We start from the raw sequence: 20,967 nt of genomic DNA on the forward strand, positions 1-20,967 counted from the left end.
TAAATTTAGTTAATTTGCAACTTCAATTTGAATAGATAAAAAAATATGATCATACAACCACGTGTAAGAGGCTTTATTTGTTTGACATCGCACCCAGAGGGTACTGCGGAACATGTTAAGCAACAGGTAGCCTACGTAAAATCGAAAGGCAAAATCGAAAATGGGCCGAAAAAAGTATTGGTTATTGGTGCCTCTACAGGCTTTGGTTTGGCTTCACGTATTACCGCCGCATTTGGATCTGATGCAGCTACGATAGGCGTATTCTTTGAGAAGCCTGCAGCTCCTGGTAAGCCGGGTACCGCCGGTTGGTATAACAGCGCGGCCTTTGAGCAGCAAGCAACCGAAGCTGGGTTGTATGCAAAAAGTATCAATGGTGATGCATTTTCTGACGAAGTAAAAAAGCAAGCCATTGCATTAATCAAACAAGATCTTGGTCAAGTTGACCTCGTGGTGTATTCGTTGGCATCCCCACGGCGCACGCACCCGAAAACTGGCGTAGCCCATGCTTCTGTCTTAAAACCGATCAGCCAACCTTTCACCAACAAAACCGTTGACTTCCACGCAGGCGTGATATCTGACATCTCCATCCAGCCTGTAGAAAGCGAAGACGATATTGATAATACGATTGCGGTGATGGGCGGTGAAGACTGGAAATTTTGGATCGAAGAATTAAAAGCAGCAAACGTGCTCGCCGATGGCGTGAAAACGGTGGCCTATTCCTATATCGGCCCTGAGCTGACTTACCCTATCTACAGAAACGGCACGATTGGAAAAGCAAAAGATGATTTGGAAGCTACGGTTCCTGTGCTTAACGACCTATTAGCAGACTTAAATGGAGTAAGCTATGTATCGGTAAACAAAGCACTCGTTACACAATCAAGTTCTGCTATACCTGTAGTACCTCTTTATATCTCTTTGTTGTATAAAGTGATGAAAGAGAAAGGGATTCATGAAGGCACGATCGAGCAAATTCAACGCCTATTCGCAGAGCGTCTTTACACAGGCGCTGCACCTGCATTGGATGATAAAGGTAGGATACGCGTAGACGATCTTGAAATGCGAGAAGATGTACAGGCAGAGGTCGCTAAACTCTGGGAAAAAGCTACAACGGAAAATTTGGAAGAAATATCCGATATCGCAGGTTATCGCGATGAATTCTTCCATCTATTTGGCTTTAACTTCAGCAATGTAGATTACGAGGCCGATACAAACGAAGTTGTCGAGGTACCGAGTATCAAAGGCTAGTATGCTTGCATCTATAGAAAGGCAGTAGCGGAATCACTACTGCCTTTTTTTGTACTTTTCTAATAATCATTCTCTTTTACTATCCGACCTTCATGTTGAACATTATGAAAAACTACCTCTTGTTGATAACGGTAATGATGCTATCAATGCAGCTTTTTGGACAAGCTTACAAAGTTAGTTATCAGCGCACGTACAACGATAAGGCATTGCCAAATGATGATCCCTTGACCGTGTTTACCTCGAAGGAACAGACCGTAATCACAAGTGAAAAGGCGACGCAATCTTTGGCCCCCTACCCCTTCGAAACTTTTTTCGTGGATCGTAGCCATCCTTCGCATTACTATCGACTCACGCGCTTTTCTGCAGACAAGGATCTGGCAACTTTAGATACTACTATTTTAAGCCGTAACACATTGACCTTAACAGAAGAAACAAAAAGAATTCTGGGCTACCTTTGTAAAAAAGCCATCACCTCCGTTAATTCCAATAGCATCGAGATTTGGTATACCAATGCGTTAAGCGTGAAGGGCGCACCGACAGAGCTTGGCCAAAACTTGGGTTTGGTATTGGAATATGTGCGTAACGGCAATTCAAAAATAACCGCAACGGAAGTCAAAAAGATAGATCACATACCCAATCATGTGACTCTTCGCAAATTTAGCAAACTGGTAGACGCACTAACCTATCAAGATGAGGTGTGGAAGAGCAGATTCATTCGAATTCCTATATTTCAAAATGAGCAGATAAACTTTTCCGAGAAAGTTACATCAGACAGCATCTTACGATTTGCAAGCGGAACGGTCATTGTAAAGAAGGTGAAAGTCCCGGAACTGAAAACCGGCAGCCAAGCCTTTGTGCAGCTTATCGAAAGATCAAATGGTGATGCCTATGACCGGACAGGTTCGGTGTTTATGATCGCCGAGGACCAGGCACAAAGCTTTTTAGATGGGATGAAAAATGGGATGAACACATTGCCAATGTACAGCAACGGTGATGGCGAAAACTATCCCGGCATGGTGCGCACAGCAGGCTACTCTCCCATTTACGAATTGATGCGATTTTTCACACCATTCGGCGTTTCGCACTTCAACGATAGATTAACACTTAAAGACAAAACATGGCAGGACGCTGCGCTCTATCGGCAAGATGTCTCTGAATTTTTAAGTGTGATGAGTGGTAAAGAGATTTACATTGGCACCTACATAGGCAATTATGACAAGGGCGGGCATCGCGTAAGCCTAGAGCTGACAATACATCCTGGCAGCTCGAAAATGGAATACCCACAGGTATTATCGATCTTTAACAGCACCAATGTCATGGAGATGGGCGGACAGACGTACGCACGCTTTTTCAGTCAGGAAAAAGGGTTGGAGGTATCCTTCGAGCTGGATAAAGATGCACACGATGTGCAGCTGCGCTACATCACGACTGGCCATGGCGGCTGGGGCGAGGGCGACGAGTTTGTGCCCAAGGAAAACAGTATCTACCTGGACGAAAAGCTGACATTTCAGTTTACGCCCTGGCGCACAGACTGCGGATCGTACCGCTTGTATAACCCCGTATCCGGTAATTTCCAGAATGGACTGTCCTCTTCAGACTTAAGTCGCTCCAACTGGTGCCCAGGAACCATCACGCCTCCTAACTATATTAACTTAGGAAACTTAAAAGCCGGCAAACATACGATCCGAGTGCATATACCACAAGGCGAACCCGAAGGAAGCAGCTTTAGCTTTTGGAATGTTTCCGGTGCGTTGCTCTATCGCTAGCACAAACATTTTAACCGGTAGAACTATTAAAACTGTACGAATTTTATTTTTAAATACTTTTTATATTTATTCTTACATATTTATTAATTGCATGTTGATGGTTATAGTATGTAGAACGGGCGTACAGCGTAGTGCTTAGTGAGTAAGGCAAAATTAAGCGTCTTTGCGAGGAGGCACGACGAAGCAATCTTTCTGGGCGGTCCTGCGAAGTGCGTAGTGAGCAAGGCGAAATTAAGCGTCTTTGCGAGGAGGCACGACGACGCAATCTTTCTGGGGCGGTCCTGCGAAGTGCGTAGTGAGCAAGGCGAAATTAAGCGTCTTTGCGACGAGGTATGACGAAGCAATCTTTCTGGGGCGGTCCTGCGAAGTGCGTAGTGAGTAAGGCGAAATTAAGCGTCTTTGCGAGGAGGCACGACGAAGCAATCTTTCTGGGCGGTAGTGAGTAGTGCGTATAGCGTATTATGGAATGCGAAAATGAGCGTCTTTGCGAGGAGGCACGACGAAGCAATCTTTCTGGGCGGTAATGAGTAGTGCGTATAGCGTATTATGGAATGCGAAAATGAGCGTCTTTGCGAGGAGGAATTATCATTCTTGCATTTTAACTTTTTACTTTTATTTTCAATTGCACCTTCCTCTATTAAACGATATGTCGCCTCATTTTTGTTGCGTCTGTAGTTACTTGCCTTCGCACTGTCCCACAAGGATGCAACAAAAATTCAGCGACGATTTTTTTGCTTCCTTTTTTAGATAAAAAAGGAAGGCCCTGTCCTGGCGAGGAAGGCAAGTAACGCTCCATACTGTATTCAGGCCAAAAATTACACCTTTAACGACCGCGCTTAAACAACAACGAATCTAGACTAAACCGCCCGGGTCCAAGCAGAAAAATAGCTAAATACCCGACGAAAAAGGCGCTAGCCAATTCATACTTGCCGAAAATTTCCCAGTTATGCACAGACATAATAACCAATATGGTGATAAGCAAAGGGATAGTAGCCAGCCGTGTAAACAGACCGAAGACCAAAAATATCGAGCAAAAGAACTCGGCAAAGATGGCTAAGCTCAACGAAAGCGTACTACCCAAACCCAAAAAGCTCATAAATTGTCCCTTACGCTCGCTAAACTCTACGAGTTTGGCATAGCCGTGATGAGGAATCATAAGCGCGCCAAAGCCAATCCGCAGGATCAGCGCGGCAAGATTCGATGCTGCAGTTCCTTTGGGTACGGTGAGAAAAAACTTTTTCATATTAATACGCGCTTGCTTGGTCCAACAAAGTTAATTCTTCCTTCGCAAAGGATAGCCCTGCTGCGTCCACAAAGGGTTGCAGATGGAGGGCTTTCGTGGCGCTAGCAATGGGCGCTGCTACAGTAGGCTGTTGCAGTAACCAAGCAAGCGCGACAGCTGACGGCGTAGTGTTGTGCTGTTCGGCGACGTACTGTAAAGCCTTTATGATCTTTTCGCCGCGTGCATTCCAATATTGATCTTTGACCCCCTTGCCACGTACCGACTTATCAAAATCTTCTTCACTCTGGTATTTGCCCGTCAAAAATCCGCTGGCCAAGGAAAAGTAAGGAATGACAGATAGCTCGTAAACCGATGCGATATCTTTATAGGCGGTCTCAAAATTTTCACGCGAGTATACGTTATATTCGGGTTGTAATGTTGCGTAACGAGGGAGCTCAAAACTGAGACTGGTTTCCAGCGATTCGCGCAATCTATCGGGCGACAAATTTGATGCCCCAATGTAACGCACTTTGCCGGCTTTGATCAGTTCTTCGTAGGCACGCAATGTCTCCTCCACAGGTGTTTCTTCCTGATCAAAATGCGTTTGGTACAGATCGATATAATCGGTTTGCAAACGCTTTAAAGAACGTTCGACCTGTTCAATAATATGTTGACGCGTTGTATTCGGCTTGGGGCTGTCTGCAAAAGCTCCGCCCACCTTCGTCATCATCACGACACGATCGCGGTTACCGCGATCCTTCATCCACTGTCCTAATATAGTTTCTGACTCCCCGCCTTTGTTTCCTGAAACCCAATATGAATATTGATTTGCCGTATCCACCGCGTTAAAACCAAAATCTACGAAAGCATCTAAAATGTCAAATGAGCTCTTTCCATCCAATGTCCATCCGAAAACATTTCCACCAAATATGATCGGTGCAATAGCTAAATCTGTATGTTTTAATATCTTTTTTTCCATAACTAAACCTTCATTTTATCCAACCCAATGTACGCTTTTTACCGTTTTTGGCGAAAATAGCACATCCATATTTTTGTCATAAATCCGAATAAATTCCTACTTTTGTGCGGCAATAATGCCACCGTATGTCGTATAAGAACATCCCCTTCCTCCATTCCTTCCAATCGGATGTTACCCATATCCAAAAGCCTACGCGCTTTACCTTCCCGTTTAGTTATGAACCACACCCCCTCAGTCAGCTAGCTGCTCGTGAACTGCAAAACTATCTTGAGGTGCAGCAAGATTTCAGCCATAATTTTGGCTTGCGGGAAATGGATGGCCTCGTTATTGGGAAGATGTTTGGCGTTTTGGTCGTCGAAATGGAGCATGGCGATCTCGGCTACATAGCCGCGGTGTCAGGAAAACTGGCCAACAGCAATCAACATGAGTTTTTTGTGCCGCCAGTATTTGATATGTTAACCAAGGATAGTTTCTTTTTGATGGAAGAGGAACAGATTAACTTCTTAAACCGCCGCATCGAAACGCTAACAAGTGATGATACGCTGCCGCAGTTGCAGGCAGAATTGAACGCGCTCCAACAGCAGGCACAGACAGCGTTAGCCGCTTTCCGCCAGCATATGAAAAAGGAAAAGACTGGACGAAAAGAAAAACGGATACAATATAAAGCATCACTATCGGCTGAGGCATACCAAATATTAGAAGAAGACCTTATTAAACAGAGCTACCGCGACCAGCATGAATACGATGTGCTGAAGTTGCATTGGAAAGATACGATCGATGCAACCCAGCAGCTATTCCAACAGCGAAGGAACGCGATAGATGAACTGAAAAACGAACGTAAAATACGCTCGGCAGCTTTACAACGAAGGCTATTTGACCAATATAGATTTTTAAACGCATCAGGAGAAGCACGAAGCGTACTTGACATCTTCGCTGCAACCAAGCAGCTCATTCCACCGGCCGGCGCAGGAGAATGTGCAGCACCAAAACTGCTGCAGTACGCTTATAAAAACAAGTTGAAACCGATTTGTATGGCAGAGTTTTGGTGGGGAGCCTCCCCCGCCTCCGAAGTCCGCAAACATAAAAACTATTACCCCGCCTGCAAAAGCAAATGCGAGCCCATCCTCGCCCATATGCTCCAGGGACTATCGGTTGATAATAATCCGCTACTAGACAATCCAGCGCGGGGGCAGCAGTTTGATATTATTTTCCAAGATGATGATATTATCGTGGTGAACAAACCCGCGGAATTTCTATCTGTTCCTGGCATTCATATCCAAGACTCGGTTTACACGCGCATCCTGGAAATGATGCCTGCTATTTCCGGGCCGGTAATTATTCACCGACTGGACATGTCTACATCGGGTATTCTGGTACTAGCAAAAAATAAAGAAGCCCATAAGATCATTCAAGACCAATTTATTCGGCACACGATCGTGAAACGCTACACCGCCTTGCTCGATGGCCTAATTCCTATCGGTAGCGGAGAAATCGATCTCCCACTCCGTGTCGATTTGGACGATCGGCCGCGCCAAATGGTGTGCTACGAACATGGCAAACCGGCACAGACGAAATACACCGTCATCGGTCATGAGCAAGGCAAAACACGCATACATTTTTATCCCCTGACCGGGCGGACGCATCAGCTTCGCGTGCATGCAGCCCATAGCTTAGGGCTCCATACCGCAATTGTGGGCGACGATTTGTATGGCAAGCGTGACAAACGCCTGCACCTACATGCTGGCTTTATCCAATTTGAACATCCACGAACTGCTGAGACCGTAACGTTTGATATACCTGATCCCTTCTAGTTAGCCAAGCCATGATACAATAATCAAAAGAAAGTCACATTCTTTTTCAAGTCATTTTTCCCTTTTAAAATCATTCGAACAATCATTACTTTTGTCGCAATTCCTAAAGAGTTGACTTAGATAGTTTAAAAGTCAATTCGATAGTTTCAAACTGTATTGTTATGTTTACGACCACTATACGGGTAGCCCAACGGGTAGCGACATCGCTATTGGTGCTCCTTTTCTTTTCTACATTATCTTTCGCACAAGATCTGCACATAAAGGGTCGCGTGATGGATGTCACAAATAAGCAACCTATCGGTTATGCTACGGTAGCCGCAATTGGTGCTACTAGCGCAACCTCGACGGATGACAATGGTAGTTTCGCATTGAAGGTTGAACCTGGCTTTGGCAAACTACGCATATCCTACGTAGGCTACGAACCGCAAGATATAAGCATCACGGCTGATAGCTACCAAGAACTCACGGTGTATCTAGTACCTGAAGAGAATACGTTGGAGGCTGTCGAGGTTAAGGCGCCGCGACGTTCCAAATATTCAAATAAAAACAATCCGGCCGTAGAATTGATCCGCCAGGTCATTGCGCATAAAGACGAAAATCGAATAGAGGCTTACGAGTATGCCGAATTTCAACAGTATGAAAAGATCTCTTTAGGATTGAGCAACCTGTCCGAGAAATTTAAAAACCGAAAAGTGTTTAAAAACTATCAGTTTTTATTTGAAAAAGAAGACGCAGAAAATGGCGCGACAAAAGGTTATACCCTCCCCGCCTTTATTGAAGAACGGCTTTCGCAGTTTTATACGCGTAAAAAGCCAAGTACCAGCAAACAGCTCATTCTTGCTGAGCAACGGGCGCAATTTGACCCCAAGTTCATCGATAACAACGGCATGAGTGCCTATTTTAATAAGCTCTATCAAGATATTGATATTTACGATAGCAATATCGAACTGGTAACTAACCAGTTTTTGAGTCCTATAGCAGGTTCGTCGCCCACATTCTACAAGTTTTATATCACCGACACCGTAAAAACAGAAACTCCTTACTTAGTAGAGCTTAGCTTTTTTCCGCGCAATAAAGCCGATCTGCTCTTTCAAGGTAAACTATACATCACGCTTGATGGCCGTTATGCCGTTAAACATGCCGAGTTAAGCGTAGCCCACGACATTAACCTGAACTTTGTGCGCGATTTAGACGCCAAGCTCGATTATGAACGCGATAGCAACAACCGGTACTACCTGAAAACGAGCTCGCTGGGATTGGACTTTTCCCTGACCGAAAAAGGCACGGGTATCAAGGGAAACCGCACCGTCATTTTCGAAGATTTTAAAACGGGTGTCGTTCAGCCAGACAGCATCTATACCGGACCTTCGGTTGTCAAAGTATTCGCAGAGCAGAAACAACCCATTGCCGACGACTACTGGTTGACGCACAGACCAGTGCCATTGGACAGCAAAGAGGAAAATATCTACCACAACATCGACACCTTGCAGCTGATGCCATCGTTCCAGCGATTTCTGGACATCAGCGCGCTCGTTCTATCTGGTTACAAGCAGCTGGGTCCAGTAGAGGTAGGCCCGGTCAATACATTCTATAGCTTTAATCCGGTGGAGGGCTTTCGACTACGCCTTGGCGGACGAACCACAGAACAGCTTAGCAAGCGCTTTTATGCAGAGGGGTATACAGCCTATGGTTTTAAAGACGAAAAATGGAAATATTTCCTCAGCGCTACCTATGCATTGAACAATAAATCCGTCTATACCTTTCCGCAGCACTACCTGCGCGCGTCGGTAATGCGGGACACCAAGATACCGGGGCAAAACCTCGAGTTTGTGCAAGAGGACAACTTTTTGCTGTCGTTTAAACGCGGCGAGAATGAGCGATATCTTTACAACGATATCTATCGATTGGAATACAAACGGGAGTTTGCTAACAACTTTTCCTATGTCCTTGGCTTCTCGAAATGGCGGCAGCAACCTGCTGGTATCCTTACCTATCAAATGCTGGATGAAAACGGTAACAATAGACTGTTCAATGATTTGAATACCACAGAGCTCTCCTTAAGTTTGCGCTATGCGCCACACGAAGAGTTTTATCAAGGAAAACTATACCGCACGCCAATCTTTAACAAGTATCCGATATTTTACCTTAACTATGTTGCAGGATTGAAAAATGTGTTGGAGGGCGAATACAACTACCACAACTTTACCTTGGGCGCCGATAAACGTTTCTACTTCTCACAATTGGGTTATGCCGATGTCAACGTCGAGGGAAACTATATTTTAGGCAATGAGATACCGTTTCCCTTCTTAAACATTCATCGGGCAAACCAAACCTATGCCTATCAACTTCGCTCGTACAACTTGATGAATTTCTTGGAATTCGTCAGCGACCATTCGGTTTCAGCCAATATACAGTATTATATGAATGGCTTTATTTTGAACAAAGTACCCCTAATCAAAAAGCTCAAGTGGCGTGAGGTGTTTAGCCTAAAAGCGATTTATGGTGGATTGCGCGATGAAAACAACCCGGCCTATACCAACAACGTTTTCCAGTTTCAAAAAAATAATGATGGGGAAGCCATCACCTACGGCTTTGGCGACAAGCCCTATGTCGAAGCAAGTGTGGGGCTAACAAATATCTTCAAGTTTATCCGGGTGGACTACGTACGTCGATTAAACTACCTCGACCAACCGGAAGCTCCCAAGCACGGTATTCGCGTAAGGGTAAAGTTTGATTTTTAACATAGCCCCCCTAGATGACCATAAAGCTGCTTTGAACAAAGGCAGCTTTTTTTGTAAGATTACAGCAAGGAATTATAGCGTAATCGTCTTCAAAGACCGGCTAAAAATTCGCAATTACACGAACACATTGCAAATATTTTTATATTTTTATTAATAATTGTGATGTGTTTTATGGTCCTAATGAAGGTGAACAAACATCTATAACCAACGCTTATGTATCCAGATCAACTCCGGTTAATTTATCAATATCCATCCATGACGTATACTGACTTAGATCAGATTGTGGAAAAGCACGAAAAGATGACGTTCAAAAAAGGCGACTTGTTACTTCGGGAGGGCCAGGTAAGCGATTGCTTCTACATTGTAGAGAAAGGAATTGTTCGTTCTTACGTCTATGATTATGATGGAAACGATATAAGCACAAACTTCTTCTGTGAAGACGAAATTGTTATCGAAGTAGCCTCCATCTTTCATCATATTCCCACACAGGAAAATATTATTTGTTTAACAGATTGTATTTTGTGGCGCATCCAATTTGATGCTTTTCAGGATCTGTTTGAAAAAATTCCAGCCGTGACCGAATGGGGACGGGCATGGATGTCTCATCAATTGTTTCTAACAAAGAAAAGAGCGCTCGACATGATCAGCCTATCCGCATTAGATCGTTACCAACAGTTGCTGGAGACAAAGCCACAAATACTACACCAAGCGCCGTTAAAGCACATTGCAACTTTTTTGGGGATTACAGACACCTCATTAAGTCGTATCCGGAAAGAATTGGTGGGGAAATAATATAAGAATCGAAAAGTTGTCCTAGGATAAGAGTCTCATTCACTCCATGTCGTATTTTTGAAGAGCAAACCAATAAAAATGAAAGGCATTATGGAGATTAATTTCAGAGGTGGATTGAATATGGCTATGAAAATTTCACCGGCCAACTATGAACAGACGGTAACCTTTTATAGGGACATTCTTTTGTTTGATGTGGAAGAAATCCCCATCACCCATCCCACGGTCTTACGCAGCCATCGGCTTCATTTTGGCCCGAATACACTATGGCTAGATTGTGTGGAGGATGTAGCACACCCACAGATATGGCTTGAACTACATACGGAAGATGTGGAGCGAGCAGCTGCCTACCTCGAGACGAATGACGTGAAGACCTGCGATGAAATCGAAGAAATAAGTCCGTCTATGCATTGGATCAAAGATCCATCTGGCAATGTATTGCTTGTAAAAAAACAGTAGAAAATTTAACATAACAATATGGAAAAGATCACCGTTACATCGCGTATAGCGAACAATGTCGCAACGATTTGGAATGCGTACAACTCCGCAGAAGATATTATGCAATGGAATCAGGCGTCAGCAGACTGGCAGTGCATCAATGCAAGAAATGACCTGCGGGTTGGGGGCAAATTCAGCAACAGAATGGAGGCGAAAGATGGAAGTTTTGGTTTCGATTTCGAAGGACAATACACAGCTATCGAACCTTTTAAGCGTATAGCTTATGCCATGCCTGATGGACGGCAGGTCGATATCCATTTCCATGAGGACCATGCTACAACCGACATAAAAATTATTTTCGATGCCGAAAGTGAAAACCCGATCGATATGCAACGTAACGGTTGGCAATCTATTTTGGACAATTTTAAAAGCTACGTGGAACGTGTGTATGGCAACGCATCATCCTAAAGCGCCTCAAGCAACGTAAATAACCGCAATATATCAAGCCTCCACATCCCTAAGTTACAGATGGCAAAAAATAAAACAGCATACAGTACAGCGCCTGTCGGCTCATTCCTCGAAACCCTGACGGATGAACAAAAGCGAGCAGATAGTGAGGCACTTATCGACCTGATGGAAGCTGCCACCGGCGAACGTGCGCAGCTTTTTGGAACCAATATTATCGGTTTTGGAAAGTATGCCTATACATATGCCAGCGGGCATGCTGGAGAAGCGCCCTTAGCAGCCTTTTCGCCACGTAAGAATGCATTCTCCCTATATGTCTACACCGGAAGAGAGGAACATCGTTACCTGCTTAGTAATCTTGGTAAATTTAAGATGGGCAAAGCCTGCATCTACGTGAAGCAATTATCGGATATACATATTGATTCGCTGGAAACACTGATTCAGGAGACCATAAAATTTCTAAGTAGCACATACATTCGCGTAAAATCCGAAAAATGAATGATAACCGTTAGCCAGTCTAAACGCTCGATAAACATGAAGAAGCATTCCACCAACTATTACAACAGCCTAATAACAACTGCTGTGGACAGCAAAGCCGATTGTGGAAGTAAGCCGACCGAAAGGAACGGGAAAAAGACCATCGCCCAGCTGCAGTTTGAGCTGATTAGCAGTGCCCCGTTGCAATACACTTCAGACGATGTACTATTTTTAACCTACACGGAGAAAAACGACATTCACGAATTAGAATCCACAGCAGCGCGCGAACATTTCTTTTCCAAGGGTCGGCCTTGCCTACGTACATCGCCTTTAGCCAAGACATACGGCTGGGGAATACTGTCGGATGCGCAAGGGAGGGTGAGATTAGTGGATAGTGCTTCCACCTTTTATCAAGAACTGCTTGACGACAGGAACATTAAGAAGATATCGGCTATGAAATCTAAAAAATAAATACCATGAACGCTAATAGTTTCACGAATATTGACGAGTACATCGCCCAGTTTGATAGCAAGCAACAAAAGCTACTTCAGCATGTAAGGGAAATTATTCGGGAAGCTGCGCCAGAAGCTAAAGAAACCATCAGCTACCAAATGCCTACCTTCCGCCTACAGGGCAATCTGATCCATTTCGCCCTATCTAAAAAGCATTTAGGCATATATCCTGGTCCGGCAGCCATCCGTTTTTATCAAGCAGAGCTCTCCCCGTACAAAACATCGAAAGGAGCCATACAGCTCCCGTTAGACCACATGCCTCCGAAGACGCTATTGCAAAAAATTGTACAGTTCAACCTCGAAAAGCAGAAAGATAAAGTGGCGCCCGATTGGAAGAGATACCACCACCAATGGGCCGAAGCCGTCGAAAAGATCCAGCGGCTTATTGGAGAATTTCCACTACAAAAAACCTTTAAATGGGGAGGCGACGTCTACACTTTTCAAGGCAAGAACGTTTTATCCTTCGGTGGATTTAAACATCACTTTGCGATCTGGTTTTACAACGGTGTATTTCTGGAAGATCTGGATAAGGTGCTGGTCTCGGGATCCGAAGGCAAGACGAAAGGTTTACGACAGTGGCGCTTCAACCATGCGGACGAAATGGATCCATCAAAAATAAAAAGGTATATCGCGGAAGCGATACAAACCATACGCGATGGCAAAGAAATAAAAGCCGACAAAGGAAAACCGATGGTCTTAACGGCCTTTCTCGCTGCCTTATTGGACACCGACAACCATTTCAATCGCGCCTTTTTTAAGCTTACACCGGGGCGACAAAGGGAATACAACGCGTTTATCGAAGAAGCAAAACAAGATAAAACAAAGCAGGCTCGATTGGAAAAGATCAAACCTTTGGTAGCTGCCGGTATGGGCCTGCATGCCAAATACAAAAGCTAGCAGAAACGTCAAAATCTTGTCCTATGCTAAGCGCCAGTCTGTCCAAACCAACTACCTTTGGCTTGTTCAACGATGTAAAAAAGCTCTTAAAGCAACCATAAGTAAACTGAAAATAACAGCACAATGGAAAGAACGAACAACATGCAATTTGAGATAGCTGCAGACGGAAAGTCTGTGCACATCTCGCGGCAATATGCAGCGCCTCTGGAGCAAGTTTGGAAAGCCTGGACGGAAGCGCCTGTATTAGACGAGTGGTGGGCGCCCGCACCTTGGAAATGTAGCACAAAGCGTATGGACTTCCGCGAAGGAGGTGAATGGCTTTACAGTATGAATGGCCCTGAAGGCGAGAAGGTTTGGAGCCACTGCGCATATGGCGAGATCGAGCCGCTGTCCTATTTTGAGGCAAAAGATAATTTTTGCGATGAAAACGGCAAACCTACCGGCGATATGCCATCCATGAACTGGCGCACGGAATTCAGTGAAAATGAAATAGGAACGCGCGTTGAAAACCGCATTCGTACAAAGTCCGCAGCGGACTTATCCCAATTGGTTGATATGGGTTTTAGAGAAGGATTCGAGATGGGGCAAAATAACCTAGAAGACTGGTTGGCCAAGAATAAGCAAATCTAAAAAAGTTAATATTCTCTTTACCTCAATAAGATAAACAATTAGAAATCATGACAAAAATACATGCTTACCTCAACTTTAACGGCAACTGCGAAGAAGCCTTTAATTTCTATCAAACCGTGTTTGAAAAGCCACTATTGGGCACCCATCGATTTGGCGATATGCCGGCAGATCCCAACTTCAACATTCCCGAACAGGATAGGAATAAAATCATGCATACGGCTATACATATAAACGACCATACGATGCTCATGGGATCGGATTGCGTGGAAAGTTTTGGGCAAAAGGCAGTATTCGGTACGGGTACCTATATTATGCTAGACACCGATACGATCGAGGAGGCGCGCGATTTGCACGATAAGCTCAGTGTAGATGCGCAGAATATGGAAATGGATCTCGAGGAAACCTTTTTCGCAGAACGTTTCTCTTCGTTTACAGATAAATTTGGCATAAGCTGGATGATTCATTACGAAGGAAACAAAAGAATGACCTAAACCATTACAACGGGCCACTACACACAAGATACTCATTTACAAATACAAAATATTTTCTATTGTAATTTTCGCAATTGAGGATTCAGCAAAAAAAAATGTAACGAGATGAGAAAGCTTATTATGTCACCATTCGTATCAGCAGATGGATTTGCAGCTGATACGATGCTATCGCCTATATTAACGCGCTCAAAGCTGAGTAAGCTTTTCCCCATGGAGTTTGAGGATCTTGCACTGCATTTAGTAAATACTACGACATGTAAACATGCGGTAGTACAACTTATCTATACTATAAAACCTATTAAAAGTTATACCTAATGAAAATCTTAAAGTACATTTTGCTAACCATTGTGGCCTTGGCAGCGCTCGTTCTGATCGTGGCTTTATTTTTACCAAGAACGTTCCATGCAGGTAGCCAAATTACGATTGACCGACCCAGTGCAGAAGTATTTACCTATGTCTCGACGTTAAAAAATCAAGGCAACTATGATGCCTGGTCGAAACAAGATCCGCACATGGAGAAAAAGTATAATGGTACCGACGGTGCCGTGGGCTTTACTTATGAATGGAAGAGCAAAAAGGTAGGCGATGGAAAACAAATAATAACACATATTGAGCCCGGTAAGCGTATTGATATGAACCTTTACTTCCAAGGTTCGGACGTTGCAAATCCATCGTTTATAGACGTCAAAGATCTCGGCCCTACCCAAAGTCTGGTGACCTGGGAAATTGATGGCACAATGCCCTACCCTTTCCATATTATGCATGTTTTTTATGATATGAATAAAGATTTCGATGCTGGTCTTCAAAATTTAAAGGCTATATTAGAGAAGCAATAACTAGAACTGCGCGGCGACTAAGCTGCAGACTTTACCGGGTTTTGCCAAAGCAATAAATTATGATCAATAATGAAAGGAACTATTTATCCTGCTATTTGGTTTCGTAACGCTGCCAAAGAAGCATTTCAAGATTATGTGTCGATATTTCCCGACAGCCAAATTATCGAAAGTAACGCCGTTGTGATCTCCACAAAATTAAACGGTGTACCCTTTATCGGTATAAACGGAGGTCCATATTTTACGCCAAATCCGGCCATCTCCTTCATGGTCATTTGTGAAACGGAAGAAGAGATTGATCGTCTTTGGGAGATGTTTCTAGACGATGGCGAAGTGTTAGTGCCGCTGGACAATTACGCATGGAGCCCCTACTACGGATGGATTAACGATAAAAACAAAGTGTCTTGGCAGTTGTATTTGGGCTCGCTTGAAGAGGTCAACAATCAGGTAATTGTGCCAACCCTGCTCTTTTGCGGCCCGCAGCAGGGAAAGTGTGAAGAAGCCATTGCCTTTTATAAATCTGTTTTTAGGGATTTTACAGAGCAGAGCAGCATTTCCTATCCCGACGGCGACAGGCAAGGACAAATATTGCAAGCGCAATTTGTGGTAAACGGCTTTACCTTTATCGCGGCGGATAATCCTGATAGCAAGCCCTTTTCATTCAACGAAGCGCTATCGTTAGTTATACCATGCGAGGATCAAAAAGAAATTGATTACTATTGGGCTGCAATGACGAAAAATGGTGAAGAGAGTCGATGTGGATGGTGTAAAGATCCTTTTGGCGTCAGCTGGCAAATCGTACCGCACAATATCGATGAACTGTTGCGGCTAAACCCCGCAGCCAACAAATCCTTAATGAGGATGAATAAGATTAACATTGCAGATTTGATAAACTAATTTATAGTCATGTCGAAATTAATAGCGAACGCTGAGATTCAAATTCAAAAGACACCCAGCAAAGTGTTTCAGGCCATCATAGACCCTGCTATGATGAGCAATTATTTTATCGGCCAGTCGACGGGTATGCTAGAAACCAATAAAACTGTGCAATGGTCTTTTCCCGAATTTCCAGAATCTTTTCCTGTAACAGGTAGAGAAATTGTAACCAATACATACATTTCCTTTGACTGGAGTGGCGGCGAGCCCAACCAGCTTGTGGAAATTTTCTTAAACGATAGCGGCAATAACTCCACTATCGTGCGGATTGTGGAGCATGAAATGCAGAATACACCGGACGGCATCGAGCAGGCGAAAAGACAAACGGGTGGCTGGGCAAATTTCTTAGCTTGTCTCAAAGCATATTTAGAATATGGGATCAACCTGCGCAAGGGAGCATTTGATTTCATGCGAAACGAAGAACAATAATGAGAGCATGAAAGAGCAAAACCAAATTCCTTACATCATTTTACTTCGTGCGGTGAATGTTTCGGGTAAAAACATCATCAAGATGGCCGCGTTACGGCAAAAGCTACAGGATGCTGGATTTTCAAACGCAACGACGTACATTCAAAGTGGAAATATCCTCCTAAGGTCTGCTGCGCCGGCAGAGCTTATACAGCGTCAGGTGAAGGCCTTGATCCAAGATCAGTTTGGCCTAACTGTAGAGACCTTTGTCTTGGACATGCCTTTGTTAAAGAAGGCGCTTAGCGTAAACCCTTTGCAGGGCGAATTGGCACCTAACCGATTGTTTATTACCATGCTTGATAAAACCCCTGAGAAGGCACTTATCGCGACACTTAAAGCCACGGATCACGGTAACGAGACTTTCGATGTGGTCGATAATATCTTATACTTCTACCTGCCAGATGGCGCAGCCCGTGCAAAAATGAGTAACAACTATTTTGAGAAGAAACTCCAGGTGATCGCTACCGGCAGGAACCTAAATACCTACCAAAAGTTACTGGAGCTTGCTGAAAACTTATAAGCTATGAAACCTACCTTACCAAGCTACTGCGGAAATTCACCTAAAATGCAACTGATTGCTGACTTTAACCTCGCATTCGCGGCAGGCGATATCCAAAAAGTATTAAGTTACATGCATGATGACATTCAATGGGAAATGTTGGCCGATCAATTTATCACAGGCCATGAAGCAGTAGCAGCCTTTATAAACGAGCATGCTAATCTTCAAGTATTGTCGTGGGAAGTAGAAGATATTCTTTCGCATGGAAAATTAGGCTCAGCGCGCGGGACAGTGCAATTGGATAAGCAAATCATTCACTTTGCCGATTTCTACACGTTTACTTCCACCTCAGCAAACGCAAAGATTAAGGAAATCAAAACTCTGGCAATTTCAAAACTTAGAAAATAGGAGTTCTGTTAAGGTTTTGACCAGGAACGGGAAGCTATTTCTGATTGCCTTCCAGCCCCCATTGCTTATTCGGCTGGCTTCCCATTTCGAGTTCTAAACTTCCCCCCTTCAAGAGTGCTGCCGCTGGAAACTGAAAGCTGTGCAATGGCTTCCCGTTGAGGAAAGCACGCTGCACATATTTGTTTTTTCTGGATGCATGTTTAGCTTCGATAATGAATTTCTTTCCGCGACCATAGCGTTCTCCGAGGTCGATAACCACCTTTTCAAAAATTGGACTAGCTATCTCATAATGGGGTTCAACACTACAACCACCGTCGGTCTGAAATAAGCCTAACGAGGCCATCATAAACCACGCGCTCATCTGCCCTTGATCTTCATCGCCCAGATAGGCATTGGCCAAGTCAAAGCCATAATAACGGTCTATAATGGCCCGGTTCCATTGTTGCGTTAACCAAGGTTTACCAACAAAATTAAAAAGAAAAGCAAAATGCATCGATTGTTGATTTCCTTGTATCACGGGATAATCCCAGTAGGCATCATTCGGCGCGTTGAAACGCCATTTGTAGCTTTCTTTAAATCCCCAGTCCAGCCGATCGATAAAGCGTTGTTTACCGATCAAGTCGGCAAGTCCGCGCACATCTTGTGGCACGAAATACGTCAACTGCCAGCTGTTGCCTTCGACATAATGCTTATTGGCCCCCGACTTGAATGCATCAAAATCGGGTAGCCACTCACCGGCCGAATTACGCATTCGAGCAAACCCCGTAACCGTATCAATGACATTCTTCCACGAAGCCGCACGCTTTTCGAATGCGGCATACACATCTTTTTTACCCAGCGCCTTAGCGAACTGGCTAACGGTCCAATCATCATACGCATATTCGAGGCTATTGCTAAACCGGCCTTTATCGTAAGGAACATAGCCATATTGCAGATAAGGTTCAAGATCTTCGTTCCCCGCTAACCCTTTTCCCACCTGTGTCGCGGGCGTGGTCTGCATTTTATGCACCGCTTCAAAAGCCTTATCCACATCATAATCACGGATGCCCATTTGGTAAGCGCCTACCAGCAGAGGAATCTCGTGTTCCGCAACCATCACCGGGATATACTCCATACCAGCCGGCCCTTTGGCCAGAAAGCCATTGGCGTCATACATAGCCAACTGCGACTTCACCCATTTTGACGACCACTCCGGCGTCACCAAGTTCCAGAACTGATTGAGGTTCCAGAACGTATTCCAAAACGCATCACAGCCCAGCGCGACATCTGTTGGATCTGCAAAACGTTGCACCTGCTCGGTAGCGTCGACCCAAGAACCATCGCTATCGCTCCACGTATTGCGGCTACAGAGCGCACGATACATATTATTGTAGAAACGTGATTTCTCCCGGCTATCTTCCGAAGAGACCTGTAGACGCCCCATCAGACTATTCCAGCTTGCTACATGCGCCTGACGCACCGCATCAAAATCCCAACCAAAAGGTTCTTCGATTTCTGTTCTAAGATTCGTTGATGCCCCCTCGATACTAACCAACGATATACCCGAACGCGCTTGCACCACAGCGTGTTTCTCGGTATCAAACTCTACATACGCGCCTGCATTCTGCACATTCGTTCCCGCCAACTGATTTGCTGCGCGCTCCTTTCCGTCAACCCAACCGCCAACATGCTTAATATCCTGATCAAATTCGATAACAAAATGCAGCGTGTAGTCTTGGTCTACGCCACCTGCCCAAGCATCCTTGGTTTGTTGTACACTGAAACCTTCAAGGCGGCGATCGCCGACCTTCTTAATCTGGAACTGCTTAACGCTGTAATCATATTCTGCAGGAATCTGCAAATCGATCATCACCCGCCCCGGCTGATTTTGGGGAAAAGTGTAGCGTTGCAGGCCACAGCGTGTAGTGGATGTAAGCTCTGCCTGAATATTGTATTTCTTAAGCAACACCTTGTAGTAACCAATCGGCGCTTCTTCGCTGCTTTTATCAATGTCCGACCGGTATCCGCTGTTGACGTCATCCTGACTACCAACCGTGTATTTCATTGCGCCATTGACCGGCATCATGCCCAAACCGGCCATCGTCCATTCATGGATATGGCTAAATGTGCCGATACTTTCTATGGTAGGATCGTAACCAGCCATCCACCCGGCGTTTTGGTTGTCCGGGCTAAGCTTCACCATACTAAATGGCATCCATGGCCCCGGCGCAATCATCCAACGCGAATGCGCCGTTCCGATTCGGGTATCCACGTATTCGGCTTGCGCACGCTGCGGCTGCTCGGAGGTATTCGCTACGCCTTCTTGCAGCAGCTTCCCCGAAACAAACACCTGCCAATTCAATTTCCTGTTCCGCTTTTCCAAAGGCATCGGCACTTCCAATACATATCGCCCCGTATCCAGCTGCTTGTTGATTACCGTCTTACCCGCAATCTTCACGCTAAGCAGAGGACTTCCGGCGAGATGTTCCACGTCGACAAGCAACGGTTGCACGCGTGACTTCCCTTTTTGCAACGTGTAATCCGCCATTTTTACCTCTCGTAGAAAAGCCTCGTCAGAAACGAGCGGGCGTATCTTACCAGCCCCTTCCAAACGCAGGTTATTAAATACGATCCAGCTGCCAGCCAGAATAGTAAGCTGTATACTGTTGCCTCCTTCGCGAAGCAGGGCAGCGGGAATGGGCACTTCTAGACTTTTTACCACCACACCCGACGACTCCCCGGCAAGCCCTCGGTCATCCGCGGTATGCGGCAGCTGAAACTTAAAGTCTTTACCGTTGACCGTAATCTTGACCATTGCGGGATCTTTACCATTGAAGGCAGAAAGATCCGTCACAAAGGTGTAGGCCTTATCCTGTAACGGCCACGCTGGCTCGAAAAGAATGTTGAGCTGGTGCGACCGAATACCCGATGTAGGCCCTGTACCGCCCCAAGTATCTGCAGGCCCCGGCAGCACATAGGGCCAGTCCGTTTTTGGATTTGATTTACCGATCAGGAAAAAACGATCTTCCCAACCGAAATCCTGCGCCAGAAAGTCCGCATACTTATTTGGAGCGAGGGCAAAATTTATTGCTTTGCCGCCTTGATCGCCAATGCGCCATACATGCTGCCCCTGCGCCATTCCCAGGCTGCATGTGATCAAGAAATAACAGAGGCCACACAAGAGCCGGGGAAAAGAATTTACGTTTATCATGGTTTATCGATTAGCTGCGCGGCTGCTTTGCAGCAGTCTGTTCACGTCTCACATCTGGTATAGTACACCATATGCTGGCATCTGGCACATCATTATGTACAAACATATAAACAAAAACTGGAAAGTGCAATGAAATTTTTGAAGTTCTATCGAAGACGATGATCAGCTTT

General features: G+C 44.9%; 20 protein-coding genes. 17 read left to right on the plus strand and 3 right to left on the minus strand.

The window, feature by feature from the left end:
- Positions 1–45: 45 nt before the first annotated feature.
- Both fabV and B0I21_RS15320 read left to right on the plus strand, forming a co-directional pair.
- Positions 46–1,245: an enoyl-ACP reductase FabV gene (gene fabV / locus B0I21_RS15315; RefSeq protein ID WP_133641353.1), complete on the plus strand. Its 1,200-nt coding sequence runs from the start codon at positions 46–48 to the stop codon at positions 1,243–1,245.
- Positions 1,246–1,349: 104 nt separating this feature from the next.
- Positions 1,350–3,011, plus strand: a complete 1,662-nt coding sequence (locus B0I21_RS15320) for a PNGase F N-terminal domain-containing protein (protein WP_133641354.1) — start codon at positions 1,350–1,352, stop codon at positions 3,009–3,011.
- An 823-nt stretch (positions 3,012–3,834) separates the two neighbouring features.
- Here B0I21_RS15320 and B0I21_RS15325 read toward each other — a convergent pair.
- Positions 3,835–4,254, minus strand: coding sequence for a DoxX family protein (locus tag B0I21_RS15325; protein WP_133641355.1), 420 nt, complete (start codon positions 4,252–4,254; stop codon positions 3,835–3,837).
- Between the two features lies 1 nt (position 4,255).
- On the minus strand, positions 4,256–5,212 hold the full coding sequence (locus B0I21_RS15330) for an aldo/keto reductase (RefSeq protein WP_133641356.1): 957 nt from the start codon (positions 5,210–5,212) through the stop codon (positions 4,256–4,258).
- Between the two features lie 125 nt (positions 5,213–5,337).
- Here B0I21_RS15330 and B0I21_RS15335 point away from each other — a divergent pair, with 125 nt between their 5' ends.
- From B0I21_RS15335 to B0I21_RS15405, 15 genes are all read left to right on the plus strand, one after another.
- Positions 5,338–7,023 carry an RluA family pseudouridine synthase gene (locus B0I21_RS15335; RefSeq protein WP_133641357.1) on the plus strand — a complete coding sequence of 562 codons (1,686 nt, stop codon included), beginning with the start codon at positions 5,338–5,340 and terminating at the stop codon, positions 7,021–7,023.
- Positions 7,024–7,184: 161 nt separating this feature from the next.
- The gene (locus tag B0I21_RS15340; protein WP_133641358.1) at positions 7,185–9,764 is read left to right on the plus strand and encodes a DUF5686 and carboxypeptidase-like regulatory domain-containing protein; all 2,580 of its coding nucleotides are present in this window, start codon (positions 7,185–7,187) and stop codon (positions 9,762–9,764) included.
- A gap of 213 nt (positions 9,765–9,977) precedes the next feature.
- Complete coding sequence (locus B0I21_RS15345; protein ID WP_133641359.1) at positions 9,978–10,556, plus strand: Crp/Fnr family transcriptional regulator; 579 nt, start codon at positions 9,978–9,980, stop codon at positions 10,554–10,556.
- Positions 10,557–10,646: 90 nt separating this feature from the next.
- Complete coding sequence (locus tag B0I21_RS15350; RefSeq protein WP_133641360.1) at positions 10,647–11,012, plus strand: VOC family protein; 366 nt, start codon at positions 10,647–10,649, stop codon at positions 11,010–11,012.
- An 18-nt stretch (positions 11,013–11,030) separates the two neighbouring features.
- Entirely contained in the window at positions 11,031–11,459 is a 429-nt protein-coding gene (locus B0I21_RS15355; RefSeq protein ID WP_133641361.1) for an SRPBCC domain-containing protein, read from the plus strand.
- Positions 11,460–11,519: 60 nt separating this feature from the next.
- Positions 11,520–11,954 carry a DUF1801 domain-containing protein gene (locus tag B0I21_RS15360; protein WP_133641362.1) on the plus strand — a complete coding sequence of 145 codons (435 nt, stop codon included), beginning with the start codon at positions 11,520–11,522 and terminating at the stop codon, positions 11,952–11,954.
- A gap of 36 nt (positions 11,955–11,990) precedes the next feature.
- Positions 11,991–12,404: a DUF6157 family protein gene (locus B0I21_RS15365; RefSeq protein ID WP_133641363.1), complete on the plus strand. Its 414-nt coding sequence runs from the start codon at positions 11,991–11,993 to the stop codon at positions 12,402–12,404.
- Between the two features lie 5 nt (positions 12,405–12,409).
- The gene (locus B0I21_RS15370) at positions 12,410–13,342 is read left to right on the plus strand and encodes a DUF1801 domain-containing protein (protein ID WP_208292364.1); all 933 of its coding nucleotides are present in this window, start codon (positions 12,410–12,412) and stop codon (positions 13,340–13,342) included.
- A gap of 123 nt (positions 13,343–13,465) precedes the next feature.
- Positions 13,466–13,972, plus strand: coding sequence for an SRPBCC family protein (locus B0I21_RS15375; RefSeq protein WP_133641364.1), 507 nt, complete (start codon positions 13,466–13,468; stop codon positions 13,970–13,972).
- A gap of 47 nt (positions 13,973–14,019) precedes the next feature.
- The gene (locus tag B0I21_RS15380; protein ID WP_133641365.1) at positions 14,020–14,463 is read left to right on the plus strand and encodes a VOC family protein; all 444 of its coding nucleotides are present in this window, start codon (positions 14,020–14,022) and stop codon (positions 14,461–14,463) included.
- 314 nt (positions 14,464–14,777) lie between these two features.
- The gene (locus tag B0I21_RS15385; RefSeq protein WP_133641366.1) at positions 14,778–15,299 is read left to right on the plus strand and encodes an SRPBCC family protein; all 522 of its coding nucleotides are present in this window, start codon (positions 14,778–14,780) and stop codon (positions 15,297–15,299) included.
- Between the two features lie 69 nt (positions 15,300–15,368).
- Positions 15,369–16,193 (plus strand): VOC family protein, encoded by an 825-nt coding sequence (locus B0I21_RS15390; protein ID WP_133641367.1) that lies wholly within the window; start codon positions 15,369–15,371, stop codon positions 16,191–16,193.
- Between the two features lie 9 nt (positions 16,194–16,202).
- Positions 16,203–16,661, plus strand: coding sequence for an SRPBCC domain-containing protein (locus tag B0I21_RS15395; protein WP_133641368.1), 459 nt, complete (start codon positions 16,203–16,205; stop codon positions 16,659–16,661).
- A 7-nt stretch (positions 16,662–16,668) separates the two neighbouring features.
- Positions 16,669–17,220 (plus strand): DUF1697 domain-containing protein, encoded by a 552-nt coding sequence (locus B0I21_RS15400; RefSeq protein WP_166637869.1) that lies wholly within the window; start codon positions 16,669–16,671, stop codon positions 17,218–17,220.
- Between the two features lie 3 nt (positions 17,221–17,223).
- Positions 17,224–17,607: a nuclear transport factor 2 family protein gene (locus B0I21_RS15405; protein ID WP_133641370.1), complete on the plus strand. Its 384-nt coding sequence runs from the start codon at positions 17,224–17,226 to the stop codon at positions 17,605–17,607.
- Positions 17,608–17,641: 34 nt separating this feature from the next.
- Here B0I21_RS15405 and B0I21_RS15410 read toward each other — a convergent pair whose 3' ends face one another.
- Positions 17,642–20,797: a GH92 family glycosyl hydrolase gene (locus tag B0I21_RS15410; RefSeq protein ID WP_166637870.1), complete on the minus strand. Its 3,156-nt coding sequence runs from the start codon at positions 20,795–20,797 to the stop codon at positions 17,642–17,644.
- Positions 20,798–20,967: the final 170 nt, after the last annotated feature.

It is taken from the genome of Sphingobacterium paludis (assembly GCF_004364125.1).
GTDB lineage: Bacteria > Bacteroidota > Bacteroidia > Sphingobacteriales > Sphingobacteriaceae > Sphingobacterium > Sphingobacterium paludis.